A 14,748-nucleotide genomic window follows, 5' to 3' on the forward strand; every position below is an offset into this window, starting at 1 on the left:
AGGCTAAGTGTACAGGTGGGGGAGCAGCGGCCTGCTCAAGAAACAATGGCAGTTATCTATTCTTTCCTGTTTCTGGCCTGTTTTCAGGAAAATAGGCCAGAAACAGGAGGAGGGGGCATTTTAGAATTTCCCAAACTTAAAGGTGAGGGAAACGGTGGGGGCGCTCATGTCTCGGTCACTGGACCTGGACAGGTCCACCCCCTGGGCAAACCGGTAGCTCGCAGCCAGGCCCAGGCGCATGAAGCGGGCCATGTTCAGTTCTGCCTGCACGCCCGGTTCCATCACAAAGAAAGTGTCTGTCTGGTACACCTCGTAGCTGTAGCGGTTAGAGGTGTTGTTGCCCAGCGGCGAATTGGTATAGGCTGCGCCGCCCACGCCAATGATCAGCGGGAAAGAGAAGTGCAGGAGCCGTGAAGGGTTGGGGGTGTACTCCAGCAGGGCGCCGCCGTAGCCAACCTGCAGAAAAACGTTGTTGGCGTACTGCAGCACTTCGCCAATGTTGTTGCGGGTGGTGAGCCCGTAGCCCGCCAGCCCCAGCCCAAACTTCTGGTTCAGCACCCAGGCCACCTTGCCGCCCACCATAAAGCCCGATCTATCTTGCCAGCGGGTGAGCATGAGCGACGGGGCAAAGTAGAAGCTGTGCGACACATCACCCTGAAACAGGGTTTCGGGCTCTGTTGTTGCCAGGCCGGCAGGCTGCCCCGCCGCCAGCAGGAGAATGCCCCAAAAGAAGCACCACGTTAAGACTGCTTTTTTCATAAGTTTGCGAAGTAGAGACGCAACGGCAAAAATTGGTGTAGCCTTCTCTGCAAATAAAGATTTTACCCGTAAGTACACAAGTAAAACCTGACCAAAGCGGAGGCTAACCGCCTGAACCTACGCTAACAGGTTCTAAAGTAGTTGCTTACTTCACTCTAAACATGATGAACATGAACTCAGCCTGGTTATACCTGATTGCCGCCGGTATCTGTGAAGTTGCCTGGGCCATTGGTCTCAAATATTCTGAAGGCTTCACCAAACTGGGCGTGAGCGTGGTCACCGTCATTATTATGATCCTGAGCTTTGTGCTGCTGGCGCAGGCCATGAAATCACTGCCCCTGGGTACCGCCTACGCCTCCTGGACGGGCATTGGCGCCGTGGGGGCCGCCCTGCTGGGCATTTTCCTGTTCAATGAACCCAAAGATGCCATTCGCCTGCTCTGCATTGGCCTTATCATAGCCGGGGTGCTGGGGCTGAAGTTTCTGGCGAAGGAGTAGGTATTCACAGCCGGCCAGAAAGGGAGTACCAGCCTGTAGTTTCTGTTTTAGGTCTATTTTCAGAAAAACAGGCCAGAAACGCACCTTCTCCTATTTCCGCCAGCGGAGAGCCAGGAGGGTATCCTGGGTGATCAGGTACAGGAATTTATCTCCGGCCAGCACCTGCCGGTAGGGGGTAGAGCTCTCAGGCAGCGCTACGGTGCGGGTCTGGAGGGTGTACAGGTGTTGGAAGTGCAGTTGGTTGCCAGAAAGGTAATACAATTCATCTCCCAGAAAGCCTACGTAAGCCAGATGGGGCACCGCAATTCTCTTCTGGTAGTTGCCCATGTTGTCAAACACATAAATGCCAGACTGGCGGTCTACCATGTACAGCTTGCTCTGGTACTCCCGTAGAAAGGTGATGTCACGCTGCTGCCGCTCCAGGATCAGCTCCAGAGGGGTTTCATGGGCTATTCTGGTATAACGGGTGTCTACTTTCAGGAGCCGGAACGTGGTTTCATCAAAAAGCCAGAGGCGGTCATCGGCGGCCAGGGTGGCGGCCCGCACGGTGCCGTCTGTATACTCCCGCAGGTCTGCCAAGCCCAGCGGCGTGAGAAAACGGTCCAGCAACTGTACCCGCTGGCGGTCATCATAAAAGACGGTAATCTTGGCCGGGCTCCAGGCCTCCACCATGGCCACCCGGCCTTGAATAGGAGGGGAGAAGGTGCTTATCACCTTGCCCAGCGTGTCTAGCTGCAGTACGTTCTGCCGGGCATCAGAAACATAGAGGCGGTCAAACCGATCTATGGAGTGCAGCGTGATTCCTTTGGCCGGAGACTGAAAAGCCACCACCCAGGCCGGTGTCTGCGCCCGGGGCCGCCCTGGCAGCAGGATACCCAGCGCCAGCCATAGAAACCAGAGGTTACGCTTGATCTTTCTCAAAATATGTGAGCGTGAGTTGCTGACCGTCATATACGGCATAGGAGCAAAAATTGACCCATTCTCCCAGGTTCAGGTAGCGGCTTTTCTCCCCAATGGGCAGGTCCAGCGGGAGGTGGCGGTGCCCGAACACGTAGAAATCATGGTGCTGCCGCTTTTCCACGTGGTTGCAGTAGTGCACAAGCCACTCATCATCGCCCAGAAATTTTTCGTCTTTCACGGTGTTCTGCAGGCGGCTTTTCCTGGACCAGAAGTTGGCCAGGCCAATGCCCAGGTTGGGGTGTACCCGCGCAAACAGCCACTGCGCCCCTTTGTTGGCGAAGACACGCTTGAGTACCTTGTAGGTATAGTCTTTGGGGCCCAGCCCGTCACCGTGGCCAATGTAAAAGGTATGGGGGCCAATTTGGGTTGAAACCGGTTTCCGGATGATGGGAATGTTCAGCTCCTTGGGGAAGTAGTCAAACATCCACATGTCATGGTTGCCCGTGAACAGGTAGATGGGAATGCCGCTGTCTGAGATTTCGGCAAGCTTGCCCTGTAACCGAATGAAGCCCCGCGGAATGGCGTGCCGGTACTCAAACCAGAAGTCAAAGATGTCACCCAGCAGGTAGATGGCCTGTGCGTCCTGCTTTACCTGATCCAGCCAGCGAACTATTTTTTTCTCCCGCGCCAGGCTTTTCTCCCGGGTAGGCACCCCCAGATGGAAATCTGAGGCGAAATACACTTTTTTACCGGCAGGGAGCGTGTCAATCGGTGTGATCATCAATCAGGAACAGAATAAGTTCTTTGGGGCCGTGGGCACCCATCACTAGGGTCTTTTCAATGTCGGCGGTACGGCTGGGGCCGCTCACCAGTGAAATCATAGAGGGCAAGCGCTTGTCATACTTCTGTTGAACGAACGCAAGCGCCTGTTTAATATCTGGCACCAGCTGTGACAGCTTGGCCACCACCAGGTGCATGGCCGGGTACACAGACAGCCGGCGCCCGCTGGCATTGGCAGAGGAGACCAGGAGGCTGCCCGTGCGGGCCACCAGCGCCTCACAGGTGGTGAGGGCGGCTTCGGCTGCGCCCAGAAAGTCTTCTTCGGTACCGTTGAAGTGGATGCCGCCGGCGTGCAGGATTTTTTTCAGGGCGGGCTCCCAGACGTACAGGTTGTCAAGGCCGCGCTCCTTCTTGAACTCAAAGAGCTGGTCAAAGAAGTCCTCTTCGTTCTCACAGTACACAAACGTGCCGCTGTTTCTAATGAAGGCCTCTGCAAACTGCACAGAAAGGTCTTCCAGCAACGGCCCGTAGACCGAGGTGCTGAAGTCAGGGGTAGGAGGCAGAAAAGGCGCTGACTTTGCCAGCGCCTCTCTCACCTTGCGGAGCACAATCTCTTTCGATTTGGCTTCGTACATGTTGAATTTCTGTTTTTGGCCTACTTTTCAGAAAACAGCTAAGAACTGAAGGTAGTCCCTTCGCCGGTGGCGGAACTTTCAGACCCGTTTGGCTCAGCGGCCGTTGGCGTGTCTTCCTGGTTCTGCTGGGCACCGGTTGGTGCGGTGGTGTGGGTCTCACTGGCCAACTCACTTTGGGTTTTGCTGCGGTCTGTTCCGGCGGTGTGGGCCTGGTAGGTGGTGAGGGCCTCAAACGGACGCTTCCCAACCAGGCGCTCCAGATCGCTCTGGAAGATGATCTCCTTGGCCAGCAGCTCCTGTGCCACCACTTCCAGCTCCTGGCGTTTGTCAGTTAGCAACTGGATGGTGCGGTCATAGGCCATCTGTACCAGACCGCGCACCTCCGCGTCAATGGTCTCAGCGGTAGCCTCAGAGTACGGTTTGGTGAACGAATGGTCAGGCTGCTTGGAGTCATAGAACGACAGGTTGCCAATTTTGGCGTTCATGCCGTACATGGTCACAATGCTGTAGGCCATTTTAGTGATGCGCTCCAAGTCACTCAAGGCACCGGTAGAGATTTTGCCAAACACAATCTGTTCGGCTGCGCGGCCACCGAGGGCCATGCACATTTCATCAATGAGCTGCTCTGTGTTGTACAGGAACTGCTCTTTTGGCAGGTACTGCGCGTAGCCTAGCGCGGCCACCCCGCGGGGCACAATGCTCACTTTTACCAATGGGTCGCAGTGCTCCAGGAACCAGCCGGCAATGGCGTGACCGGCTTCATGGTACGCCACAATTTTCTTCTCTTCTGGGGAGATGATTTTGTTTTTCTTCTCCAGACCCCCAATCACGCGGTCAATGGCGTCATTGAAGTCCTGCATCTCCACTGCCTTTTTGTTACGGCGGGCAGCAATCAAGGCGGCCTCATTACAAACGTTGGCAATCTCAGCACCGGCAAACCCCGGGGTTTGCGCGGCCAGTTTCTTGGCATCTACATCTGGGGCCAGGGTGATAGGGCCCAAGTGCACCCCAAAGATTTGGGTACGGCCCACAATATCTGGCTTGTCAATGCTGATCTGGCGGTCAAAACGGCCTGGGCGCAGCAACGCTGAGTCAAGGGTGTCTGGGCGGTTAGTGGCGGCCAGGATGATAATGCCGGAGTCTGTGGCGAAACCGTCCATCTCTACCAGCAGGGAGTTCAGGGTGTTCTCGCGCTCGTCATTGCCACCGGGCACCTGGCCACGGCTACGGCTACGGCCTACGGCGTCAATCTCGTCAATGAAGATGATACAAGGCGCTTTGGCTTTGGCTTGCTTGAACAAATCACGCACGCGGGCGGCACCCACCCCTACAAACATCTCTACAAAGTCAGAACCTGACAGGGAGAAGAAGGGTACGTCTGCCTCACCGGCCACGGCTTTGGCCAGCAAGGTTTTACCGGTACCCGGAGGACCTACCAGCAAGGCACCTTTGGGGATTTTACCTCCCAGAATGGTGAATTTGGTGGGGTTTTTCAGGAACTCCACAATCTCCTGGATCTCTTCTTTGGCTTCTTCCAGGCCGGCTACGTCTTTGAACGTGATCTTCACCTTGTTCTCAGCGTCAAACAGCGCGGCGCGGGATTTGCCAATGTTGAAAATCTGCCCGCCGGCGCCACCGGTGGCCATGCGGCGCATCAGGAACCAGAAGCCCACCATGAGCAGGATAAAGAACGGCCAGCCCATCAGGAGTTCTAACAGCCCGGTGCGTTTCTCAATCTCCAGCGGCACGCGCTGGTCTCTGGGTACATTTTCCTGCAGTTTGTCAAAATCCTGCTTAAAGGCTTCTGCGGTGATGATAGGAAAGTTGAAATGAGCTCCCTGATCAGTGCCAAAAGAGCCTCTGTTGTCTAGCAGGCTTTTGTACTTCTCATTAGTGAGCGCCTCTTTCTTGAGGGTTACCTCTACCATGTTGTTGTTCACAACGGCTACTTTGCTTACATCCTGGGCCAGGAGCATCTCCTCAAACTGCGGTTGTCTTATCTCTGCCGTGGCGTTGAGGTTGTTGTAATAGGTGAGGCCAAAAATGAAGAGCACCAAAGCCGCCAGCACCCAAATCTGCATGGTAGGGCGGGGCGGGGTGTTCGGGATGATTTTCCTCTTTTTCTTATTGTCTGGTTTTTCTGTCATGGATTGTTCTCTTCAATAAAAAGTAAACCTCCTGGCTGGCTTTTGGTTTAGAAAGCAGCCGGTGTAGAGCCTTCTTCAGACGCTACGTGCGTAATTTCAGCATCACCCCAAAGTTCTTCCAGGGCGTAGAAATTACGTTTGTCTTTCAAAAAGATATGCGCCACTACATCTACGTAGTCTAGCACCACCCACTCACGGTTGGTACGGCCCTCGCTCTGCCAGGGATGTTCTTTGGTGAGTTTGAATACCTCCTCTTCAATAGAGCTGGCAATAGCATCTAACTGGGTGTCTGAATTGGCCGAGCTGATGATAAAGTAGTCTGAGACGGCGTTTTTCAATGATTTCAGGTTAAGAACGACAATGTCAGCAGCTTTTCTTTCCTGCATGCCTTTTACCACCAGTTCTGCCAATATGTCGGAATTGTCCTGAATCTTGTTGTGTTTCATCTGGGAAATATAAATTTGATCTTCAAAAATACTAAAGTCTTTGCAAAAGTTTTCGCTTAATACACTCTTTGTTGGCCAGCAACTAGTTTTTCTGCCTGAGTGCCGTTCAACCAACAGCGTGGCACAGGAGCTTCTTAACAAAAATGAAGCCACTGATGGTTGTGTCATAGTGGCAGGGGCCCAAACCGGCGGCCGGGGCCAACGGGGCAACTCCTGGGACGTGGAACCCGACAAAAATATTACGTTGTCGGTGATTTTAAAGCCAACTTTTCTGGATGCCCAGCAGCAGTTCTCCCTTAACATTGCCGTCTCCCTGGCCGTGCTGGATTTAGTGCGCTTGTACGTACCAGAGGGCAGCTCCCTCAAATGGCCCAATGACCTCTACCACCATGACCGCAAGTTAGGCGGTATTCTCATAGAGAACACCATTTCTGGCCCACGTCTGCAACAATCTGTGGTAGGAATTGGGCTTAACATTAACCAAACCTCATTTCAGCACCCAAAGGCAACTTCTTTTGCGCTGCTCACGGGGCAGCAGCAGCCGCTTGGCAGGCTTGTGGAGCAACTGCTGGAGAACCTGGAGCGCCGCTACCTGGGGCTCAGGGGCGGGGCAGCCCCGGCGCAGAAGCAGGAATACCTGCGGCACCTGTACCGGTACCAGGAATGGCATGCCTTTGAGGTGGCCGGCCAGCGGGTGCAAGGGCAGATCACCGGGGTTGACACCTCAGGTAGACTTGCGGTGCTTCTGGAACAAAAATTGCAGTTCTTCCAGTTCCAGGAGATCAGGTATGTGATAGACTAACAAGCGTTTTGGGGCTGTTTTCAGAAAAGTAGCCCTAAAACAGCTTAGACTGAGCAAAGAGACAATTGTTCTTTTTGTGGATAAAACTGGTGTTTTTTCTTAGGGAATGTTTGTATTCTGCTTTGGTAATCTTATATTTGAGCCAATCAGATAAGTGGTACTTATTTCTTTTCTATATGGTATGAAAATCTTTACTCGCGTTTTATTGGGAATTCTTTCTGTAGGCCTGGTCTTTGGGAGCAAAGCCGCCTCTTTTGGAGTGATACCAGGGGTATTGCCAACGCATGGCCGTGCCGCAGAGACAGCAAAATCTGATTCGGTTTTGTTGAGCTGGAGAACGGCTGCCAGTTTGACCATCACTGATTTTGGGATTTCAGCGGCCCTGCATTTGCCGTCTTACAACCCCAACGCAAAAAAATATTCGCCTTTCCTGTATTTGAGCAAGACCTCAAACGTTGCTGCCCCAAAGCCGGGGGTGCGTACGCTGCAGGGGGTGTTTGCAAGTTCTGCCCGGGTGGCCTCAGTGCAGGCAGCCAAAGAAGTGAAACTGATTCCTTCGCTGACCGCGTACCCTAACCCGTCTAGGGGGATCACTAAAATTTCTTTAAGTGCCCTGGGCGATGACAATTACAAGATCAGGATCTCCAACGCCATTGGTAAGATTTATAAAGAGTTTCCGGTAAATCAAGGCTCTGCCTCAGAGACCATTGTGATTGACCTGTCACCGCTGCCTGCCGGGGTGTACTTCTACAGCCTGCTGGTGAATGAGAAAATGGTGGAAACCAAGCGTCTGATCCTGCAGCAACAATAAGATATCACTGAGCAAGTTATAGAAAGAGCCAGCCGCCGCTGGCTCTTTTTTTTATTTATCTGCACTGCCAGACGGCAGACTTTCAGAAAATTGCTAATTTCGAGGATTCAATCATCAAACAACATGTTGCAATACAATCGGATCAACAATCTGGTGGGGTGGCTGGTGTTTGCGGTGGCTACCATCGTATACATTTTAACCCTAGAGCCAACCGCCAGTTTCTGGGACAGCGGTGAATTCATTGCCTCTTCTTATAAGTTGTTAGTGCCGCACCCGCCCGGGGCGCCTTTTTATCTCTTATTAGGCCGTATTTTCTCTCTGTTTGCCGGGGGGGACACCTCTCAGGTAGCCTGGTGGATCAATTTCCTGTCTGCCTTGTCCAGCTCCTTTACGGTGCTTTTCCTGTTCTGGACCATTACCATTCTGGCGCGCAGAATCATACTGCCAACGGCCGTGGCCGGCCAGCCGGTAACCGTAGAGCCTACCCTGGGGCAGACCATTGCCATCATGGGAAGCGGCGTGGTGGGCGCATTGGCGTTCACGTTCTCAGATTCTTTCTGGTTTAGCGCGGTAGAGGCCGAGGTGTATGCCTTGTCTTCTTTCTTCACCGCTTTTGTGGTTTGGGCCATGCTGCGGTGGGAGAGCCGGGCGCATGACGTCAGCTCAGACAAGTGGTTGATCCTGATCGCCTACATGGTGGGCCTCTCTATTGGTGCCCACTTATTGAACCTGGTGGCTATTCCGGCGTTGGCATTTATCTTCTTCTTCCGTTTGAAGAAATACTCTACCAAGGGGGCAGTTCTCACCATGGTGGCCAGCGCTCTCATTCTGGGCGTGGTGCTGGTGGGGGTGATTCCCGGGTTGCCGTCTGTGGCGGGAGCCTTTGAGGTATTCTTTATCAACAGCCTGGGGTTGCCTTTTGGGGCCGGGGTGATCATTTTTGTGGCCCTGTTTATTGGCGGGTTGGTCTGGGCTGTGCGCTATGCCATCAAAACCGGAAACAGAACCCTCCATACTGCCCTGGTGAGCTTTATTTTTGTGCTCATTGGCTACTCTTCTTACCTTATCATTCCCATCAGGTCTGGCTATGACCCTACCATTGATGAGAACGACCCTGAGAACATTGTTTCCTTTGTGTCTTACCTGAAACGGGAGCAGTACGGGGACCGTCCGTTGCTGTTTGGGCCCCAGTACAACGCAGAGCCCATTGACCAGAAAGAAGGCGGCGCGCAGTACATCAAGGGCAAAGACAAGTACATAGAGGTGGGCCGTAAGGTAGAAGCCGTATATGACTCCAAAGACAAAGTGCTGCTGCCCCGCCTGTACAGCAACCAGCCCGGCCATATTGCGCAGTACCAGAAATGGGTAGACGTGCGCGAAGGGCAGAAACCCTCTTTCTCAGACAACCTGAGCTTCCTGTTCCGGTACCAGATGGGCCATATGTTCTGGCGCTATTTCGGGTGGAATTTTGTGGGCCGTGACGGTGACATTCAGCAGTCTGGGGTTCTGTGGCCCTGGGAAGGAAACGAGGGGCTGCCTGAGCGCGTAGCCGAAAGCAAAGCCCGGAACAATTTCTACATGCTGCCGCTGGTGCTGGGAATCCTGGGGCTTATTTACCAGATCAGAAAGAAACAGCGCGACGCCTTTGTGGTGGGGCTTTTGTTCTTCTTTACCGGTCTGGCCATTGTCATTTACCTGAACCAGCCGCCCATTGAGCCGCGGGAGCGGGACTATACCTTTGCCGGGGCCTTCTATGCGTTCAGCATCTGGATAGGGCTGGGCGTGCTGGCCATAGCTGATTTCCTGCGGAAAACCTTACGGACGGAGGTGCTGGCGGGTGTTCTGGCCACGGTCTTGGGGCTGTTGGCACCGGGCCTTATGGCCGCGCAGGGCTGGGATGACCATAACCGCTCAGACCGTTACCACTCTGTTGACTCTGCCCGCAACCTGTTAAGCTCTGTGGCCCCTAACGCCATCCTCTTTACCAATGGCGACAATGACACGTTCCCGCTGTGGTATGTGCAGGAGGTGGAAGGCTTCAGGACAGATGTGCGCGTGGCGGTGCTCAGCTACATGAACACAGACTGGTACCTTGACCAGATGAAACGGCAGGCGTACCAGTCTGAGCCGTTCCCTATGAGCCTTGAGAACGAGAACTACCGCCAGGGAATCAATGACTACCTGCCCTATGTTGAGCGGCCAGAAGTAGCCGGCGGTATGGACCTGAAACAGTTTATTCAACTGGTGAAACAGAACCATGAGGCACTGCAGATTGGAGACAGGGCCGGCCGTACGTACCTCTCTTTCCCAACCAAGAACTTTGTGCTGAATGTTGATAAGCAGGCGGTGCTGGCGGCCAAAGCCGTTCCCGCAGAGCGGCAAGACTCCATTGTGAGCCAAATGCGCTGGACGGTGAACAAAGGCGGCCTTGAGAAGAAGCACCTGGCTATTCTTGACCTGATTGCCAACAATAACTGGCAGCGCCCGGTATATTTCTCTACCACGGCAGATAACTCAGACTTTGTGGGCTTAGACAACTACCTGCAGCTGGAAGGCCTTGCCTACCGTATAGTGCCGGTGCTGAACACCAACCCAGAGTCAGCGGCGTACATTGCCAAAGACATCATGTATGACAACATGATGAACAAAATGTCATGGCGCAACCTGGACCGTGAAGATATTTTCTATGACGAGAACTATCTCAGGTTCCCGGCCAACGCCCGTGACAAATACTACCAGTTGGCGGTGGCCTATCTGCAGGAGGGGAACAAAGCCAAGGCGAAGGAAATTCTGAACCACAGCCTGGAGAAAATGCCTGACAGCGCCATTCCGTATGACTACTACATTCCGCCTTACGTGGTGCCGCTGCATGAGGTAGGGGAGCAGAAAAAGGCCGAAGAGATTGTCAATGTCATGTCTAAGCGCGCAGATGATGCGCTGCGGTATTATTTTAACCAGAGTGCCTTGTTTGACACGGAGATCAGGATCAACCTGTTCATCATGCAGCAGCTGATCCAGGCCAGCCGCCAAATTGGCATGACGCAGAAGTCCGCTGAAATTGAGCAGAGATTCATGCAGTACTACGGCCAGATGTCCAGGTAAGGCAGTTTGCATTGTTTAGAAAAAGAGGCCGCTTAGTTGCGGCCTCTTTTTTTTTGGGTCTGCTCAACTGCTCTCAAGAGGAAGAGTGGCCAGGTATGAAACTGGAAATTAGGTTCTGCTGGTAGTAGAATGAGCCGTGTGCTTTTGAGAAGAGGAGAATGACTACGGTGGCTTTTGGGAAGCAATCCTGTTTTGGGGCTGTTTTCGCGAAAACAGCCCCAAAACAGGATTGCTTTAACGTAAGTGGGCAGAGAAGCTGTTTCTGAAAAAAAGCCCTCTTTCTGGCCAACTGAGTACCGGGCCAATAGTAGTAGTGATTATTGACCCGGTTTTTCCTATGCAAGAACCAAAACTTCCCCCTCCGGGCCGGGCAGAGCCGTTAAGTTCTCCGCTGTTCGGGATTTGCACTCCCAAACTGAATGTATCCCGCCGATTTGCCATCCGCGTTACAGGAGCCAAGGGAGAAGGGGCCGGGATTGCAAATCCCCTCAGTACCTGCTTCCGGGTTGCCAATCAGGGAAAACGGCCTCTTTCCTCGTAGCACGTAACGGGCCTGTCTTCGGGGGGGGGGGGCAGTTTTTACCTATTCCTAAACCTGAGTTATTCCTGATTGTACTGCTTTCCTTCTGCGTGCTGTAAAGAGGCAAACACAATTAAACAGCTTGTCCTCCTTTCACAATGGTTAAGAATTTGAGACATAGACGTTATGCCAAACATGACTGATCAAGGGGTAGGGTTCAGAACGGGTAGGGGTTCCCTCTGTTTCTGGGCTGTTTTCCTGAAATCAGATCCAAAACGTGGGCACAAATGTACGCCTGCGCCAGCCAAGGCCGCTGAACTGCAGAAAACTGGCAACCCTCAACAGCTTCAATGTATAAGATAACTCCTAGTTATTTCTGGCCCCTGTTTTTTCGTTCCTGTTTTCGGCCTGATTTTAAAAAAGTAGCCCGAAAACAGGAATTCAGGCTTTGCCCCAAAGTGGTTCAGGGAAAGGGAATAACCCTTTGGCGGCGAGAAGAGGCGGCAGATTCTTTGGCTGGCCGCAGGGGCCGGGGCAAACCAAGCTTTGCCCATGACCGGGAATGTTATCGTTTCTGATGAAATGGCTACCTTTGTGCTTTCAACAGAAGCGTTGTTTTCTGTACAGCAAGCATAAACATGGAAAAAAGGAACTACAGAGATAGAGAAGGTGGCGGGCCAAAAAGGTACTACAGCCAGCCGAAGGCAGATAAAATGGAGATGATCTTCGGCCTGCGGCCGATACTGGAGGCACTGCACGCCGGTAAGACTCTGGAGAAGATCTATCTGCTGAAGGGGGTGAAGCACAGCATCAGCCAGGAAATCACCGAGATGGCCAAGGCGGCTGATATTCCGGTTTCGCTGGTGCCTAGTGAGAAGCTGGACCAGCTGACCAGGAAAAACCACCAGGGGGCGGTGGCCTATCTTTCGGCTATCTCCTATTCTCCGTTAGATGAGATAGTGGCTTCTCTGTTTGAGAAAGGGAAAGACCCGGTGCTGATGGTGCTGGACCGCATCACAGACGTGCGCAATTTTGGGGCCATTGCCCGTAACGCTGAGTGTATGGGGGTAGATGCCATTGTGATCCCGAGCCGGGGAGCCGCCCAGATCAACGCAGATGCTTTGAAGACATCGGCGGGGGCGTTGAACCTTATTCCTGTGTGCAGAGAGCCCAACCTGAAAGAAACGCTGCATTTCCTGAAGCAGTCTGGCATACGCGTAATTGCCTGTACAGAGAAAGCCGAAGAGACCCTCACCGATGCCGCCGTTGATTTGACCGGGCCAATTGCCATCTTGATGGGGAGCGAGGAAGACGGGATCTCCCCTGAGTACCTGAAGCGCGCCGATGTGCGGGTGAAAATCCCTATGACCGGCCAGATCCAGTCCTTGAACGTGTCGGTGGCCAGTGGCATCATCCTGTTTGAGGCGTTGCGGCAGCGGCAGAAGGCATAGTATTCTGCAAAACAGAGAAGCCGGTGGGTTCATTTAGAGCACACCGGCTTCTCTGTTTTGAGCCTGTTTTTGAGAAAACAGGCTCAAAACAGAATGGTGGGCCCGGCCAGTCCAGCTCTTGATACAGCCATTTCATTTATTTTTCACCAGAAGCAGGGCATTCTTTTTGGCGGGCAACGGGTCTTCTGGGTAAAAGCGTACCAATGAAGAATAAGCTGGTAATGGTAGCTTTGCTCTCCTTCTCTTGCTTTGATGAGATTGAAGAGCAAGAACGGGTGCCCTTGCCTTTTTGAGTGAAGGCACCTACACCGGTATGTCTACCAGGACCCGCCCAGCGGCAGATTACCCTGCTGCTACTGTCACGCTTCCCCTTTTTTGGCAACTCTTTCTCCGGCCCCTCAGGTTTTTCTAAGTACCCACCCATTGGGCAGGGCTAAGGTGTAAGGGCAGGAGGTAACTTTTGAAAACAGCTCTCTCTGGCCGGCAGGGTTTGACTGGACGCTTCTTCTGGATGGAACATGTACTGCCGCCACCCAAGGCGGTTGGCTCCACTTGACTCAGCGGAAAGGTTGTACCTACCGTTTGATAGAAACAGCAGGAACCGCCAAAAGAACCCTTTTAGACGCGGCCTCACAAATACCTGGTGAAGGTTCAGGTGTTTTGCGCGGGTAGGAGCCCCTTCTGTTTTTGACCTGTTTTCCTGAAACCAGGCCGAAAACCGAACAGGTGTTATAACGGCGTAGCTGCAGGTAACAAAAAAGAGCGGGGCCGCTGGTTTGACAGCAGCCCCGCTCTTTTTTGTTACCTGCAAGGAAAGTCTTATATATAGTTCTGGCCTTTTATGGCCTTGGCGTCTGCCACAAAGTCCTTTATCTTGTGCTCATCTTCCCGGCGGCAGATCATTAAGATATTGTCATGCTGGGCAATAATGTAGCCGTCAAGCCCTTGTGCCACTACCAGGTGGTTTTCTGGTGCCCTGATGATGCTGTTGTGCACATCATACAACAAGACGTTGCCGTTGACCACGTTGTCATCAATGTTCTTTTCAGAGAGGCTGTAAAGGGAGTTCCAGGTGCCTAGGTCAGACCAGCCAAAGTCTCCCAGGATCACAAACACATTGTTTGCCTTTTCCATGACCCCGTAGTCAATAGAGATGTTGCGGCAATGGGAGTAGGCGGTGTTGATGAACTGCTCCTCCTGGTCAGTGTCTAACGCCGGGGTACCCTCTTCAAACGTGTCTGCCATCTCATTGAGGTACTGCTGAAACGCCTTGATGATGGCTTTGGCGTTCCAGATAAAGATACCCGCGTTCCAGACAAACTCCCCACTGTCCAGGAACATCTGCGCAATCTCAACAGACGGTTTCTCAGTAAAGGTTTTTACCTTTTTGAGGGTGCTGTTGGGCTCATCTATAAACTGGATATACCCGTAATTGGTGTCAGGGCGGGTGGGCTTGATGCCCAGGGTGACCAGAATGTCTTGATTGGCAGTGGCAGCCAGCCCTTCTTTCACGCAGCTGATAAACGCATCTTCGCGCAAAATGACGTGGTCTGCCGGGGCAATCACAATGTTGGCGCTGGGGTTCTTCTTGGCTATTTTATAACACGCATAGGCAATGCAGGGGGCCGTGTTGCGGCCAATAGGCTCCTGCAACAGCTGGCTCTCTGGTAGCTCAGGTAGATGCTCCCGCACCAGCGAGGCGTATTCCCGGTTGGTCACCACGTAGATGTTCTCAGGGGGGCAGACAGTGGCAAACCGCTTCACGGTGGTTTGCAGCATGCTCTCACCGGTGCCCAGCACGTCATGGAACTGCTTGGGGTGGCTTACCCGGCTAATAGGCCAGAACCGGCTCCCAATGCCTCCCGCCATGACCACTACATAGGTATTTTCGTTCATTT

12 protein-coding genes are annotated in these 14,748 nt (G+C 53.1%); 5 read left to right on the forward strand and 7 right to left on the reverse strand.

Annotated elements, in window-relative coordinates:
• Window positions 1–120: 120 nt before the first annotated feature.
• Window positions 121–759, reverse strand: a complete 639-nt coding sequence (locus tag FHS90_RS07780) for a hypothetical protein (protein ID WP_066830182.1) — start codon at window positions 757–759, stop codon at window positions 121–123.
• Between the two features lie 170 nt (window positions 760–929).
• Between FHS90_RS07780 and FHS90_RS07785 the strand changes: the two genes are divergently transcribed.
• Window positions 930–1,256 (forward strand): DMT family transporter, encoded by a 327-nt coding sequence (locus tag FHS90_RS07785; protein WP_066830327.1) that lies wholly within the window; start codon window positions 930–932, stop codon window positions 1,254–1,256.
• A 90-nt stretch (window positions 1,257–1,346) separates the two neighbouring features.
• On the opposite strand, the gene FHS90_RS07790 is transcribed toward FHS90_RS07785, so the two are convergent.
• The 5 genes from FHS90_RS07790 to rsfS are packed head-to-tail and all read right to left on the reverse strand — an operon-like array spanning window position 1,347 to window position 6,164.
• Window positions 1,347–2,177 (reverse strand): hypothetical protein, encoded by an 831-nt coding sequence (locus FHS90_RS07790; protein ID WP_066830185.1) that lies wholly within the window; start codon window positions 2,175–2,177, stop codon window positions 1,347–1,349.
• Entirely contained in the window at window positions 2,158–2,937 is a 780-nt protein-coding gene (locus tag FHS90_RS07795; RefSeq protein ID WP_066830188.1) for a UDP-2,3-diacylglucosamine diphosphatase, read from the reverse strand. Before FHS90_RS07795 ends, FHS90_RS07790 begins: the two co-directional genes overlap by 20 nt.
• Entirely contained in the window at window positions 2,921–3,571 is a 651-nt protein-coding gene (locus FHS90_RS07800) for a LutC/YkgG family protein (RefSeq protein ID WP_066830190.1), read from the reverse strand. Before FHS90_RS07800 ends, FHS90_RS07795 begins: the two co-directional genes overlap by 17 nt.
• Before the next feature lie 38 nt (window positions 3,572–3,609).
• Window positions 3,610–5,718, reverse strand: coding sequence for an ATP-dependent zinc metalloprotease FtsH (gene ftsH / locus FHS90_RS07805; RefSeq protein WP_182512607.1), 2,109 nt, complete (start codon window positions 5,716–5,718; stop codon window positions 3,610–3,612).
• 47 nt (window positions 5,719–5,765) lie between these two features.
• Window positions 5,766–6,164 carry a ribosome silencing factor gene (gene rsfS, locus FHS90_RS07810; RefSeq protein ID WP_182512608.1) on the reverse strand — a complete coding sequence of 133 codons (399 nt, stop codon included), beginning with the start codon at window positions 6,162–6,164 and terminating at the stop codon, window positions 5,766–5,768.
• A gap of 40 nt (window positions 6,165–6,204) precedes the next feature.
• On the opposite strand from rsfS, the gene FHS90_RS07815 reads away from it, so the two are divergent.
• The 4 genes from FHS90_RS07815 (at window position 6,205) to rlmB (ending at window position 12,850) form a co-directional block, all read left to right on the forward strand.
• Entirely contained in the window at window positions 6,205–6,966 is a 762-nt protein-coding gene (locus tag FHS90_RS07815) for a biotin--[acetyl-CoA-carboxylase] ligase (RefSeq protein WP_182512609.1), read from the forward strand.
• A gap of 181 nt (window positions 6,967–7,147) precedes the next feature.
• Entirely contained in the window at window positions 7,148–7,777 is a 630-nt protein-coding gene (locus tag FHS90_RS07820) for a T9SS type A sorting domain-containing protein (RefSeq protein WP_182512610.1), read from the forward strand.
• A gap of 123 nt (window positions 7,778–7,900) precedes the next feature.
• The gene (locus FHS90_RS07825) at window positions 7,901–10,879 is read left to right on the forward strand and encodes a glycosyltransferase family 117 protein (RefSeq protein WP_182512611.1); all 2,979 of its coding nucleotides are present in this window, start codon (window positions 7,901–7,903) and stop codon (window positions 10,877–10,879) included.
• 1,158 nt (window positions 10,880–12,037) lie between these two features.
• Window positions 12,038–12,850: a 23S rRNA (guanosine(2251)-2'-O)-methyltransferase RlmB gene (gene rlmB / locus FHS90_RS07830; RefSeq protein WP_066830209.1), complete on the forward strand. Its 813-nt coding sequence runs from the start codon at window positions 12,038–12,040 to the stop codon at window positions 12,848–12,850.
• An 819-nt stretch (window positions 12,851–13,669) separates the two neighbouring features.
• Here rlmB and FHS90_RS07835 read toward each other — a convergent pair.
• Entirely contained in the window at window positions 13,670–14,746 is a 1,077-nt protein-coding gene (locus tag FHS90_RS07835) for a mannose-1-phosphate guanylyltransferase (RefSeq protein ID WP_182512612.1), read from the reverse strand.
• Between the last annotated feature and the right edge of the window lie 2 nt (window positions 14,747–14,748).

This window comes from Rufibacter ruber (assembly GCF_014138425.1).
Lineage (GTDB): Bacteria > Bacteroidota > Bacteroidia > Cytophagales > Hymenobacteraceae > Nibribacter > Nibribacter ruber_C.

What these genes read in the sequence shown, in the direction of transcription:
- rsfS (WP_182512608.1), bottom strand. Translation starts at nt 6,164, where the DNA reads ATGAAACACAACAAGATTCAGGACAATTCCGACATATTGGCAGAACTG.
- rlmB (WP_066830209.1), top strand. Translation starts at nt 12,038, where the DNA reads ATGGAAAAAAGGAACTACAGAGATAGAGAAGGTGGCGGGCCAAAAAGG.
- FHS90_RS07795 (WP_066830188.1), bottom strand. Translation starts at nt 2,937, where the DNA reads ATGATCACACCGATTGACACGCTCCCTGCCGGTAAAAAAGTGTATTTC.
- FHS90_RS07785 (WP_066830327.1), top strand. Translation starts at nt 930, where the DNA reads ATGAACTCAGCCTGGTTATACCTGATTGCCGCCGGTATCTGTGAAGTT.
- FHS90_RS07780 (WP_066830182.1), bottom strand. Translation starts at nt 759, where the DNA reads ATGAAAAAAGCAGTCTTAACGTGGTGCTTCTTTTGGGGCATTCTCCTG.
- FHS90_RS07800 (WP_066830190.1), bottom strand. Translation starts at nt 3,571, where the DNA reads ATGTACGAAGCCAAATCGAAAGAGATTGTGCTCCGCAAGGTGAGAGAG.
- FHS90_RS07825 (WP_182512611.1), top strand. Translation starts at nt 7,901, where the DNA reads ATGTTGCAATACAATCGGATCAACAATCTGGTGGGGTGGCTGGTGTTT.
- ftsH (WP_182512607.1), bottom strand. Translation starts at nt 5,718, where the DNA reads ATGACAGAAAAACCAGACAATAAGAAAAAGAGGAAAATCATCCCGAAC.
- FHS90_RS07820 (WP_182512610.1), top strand. Translation starts at nt 7,148, where the DNA reads ATGAAAATCTTTACTCGCGTTTTATTGGGAATTCTTTCTGTAGGCCTG.
- FHS90_RS07835 (WP_182512612.1), bottom strand. Translation starts at nt 14,746, where the DNA reads ATGAACGAAAATACCTATGTAGTGGTCATGGCGGGAGGCATTGGGAGC.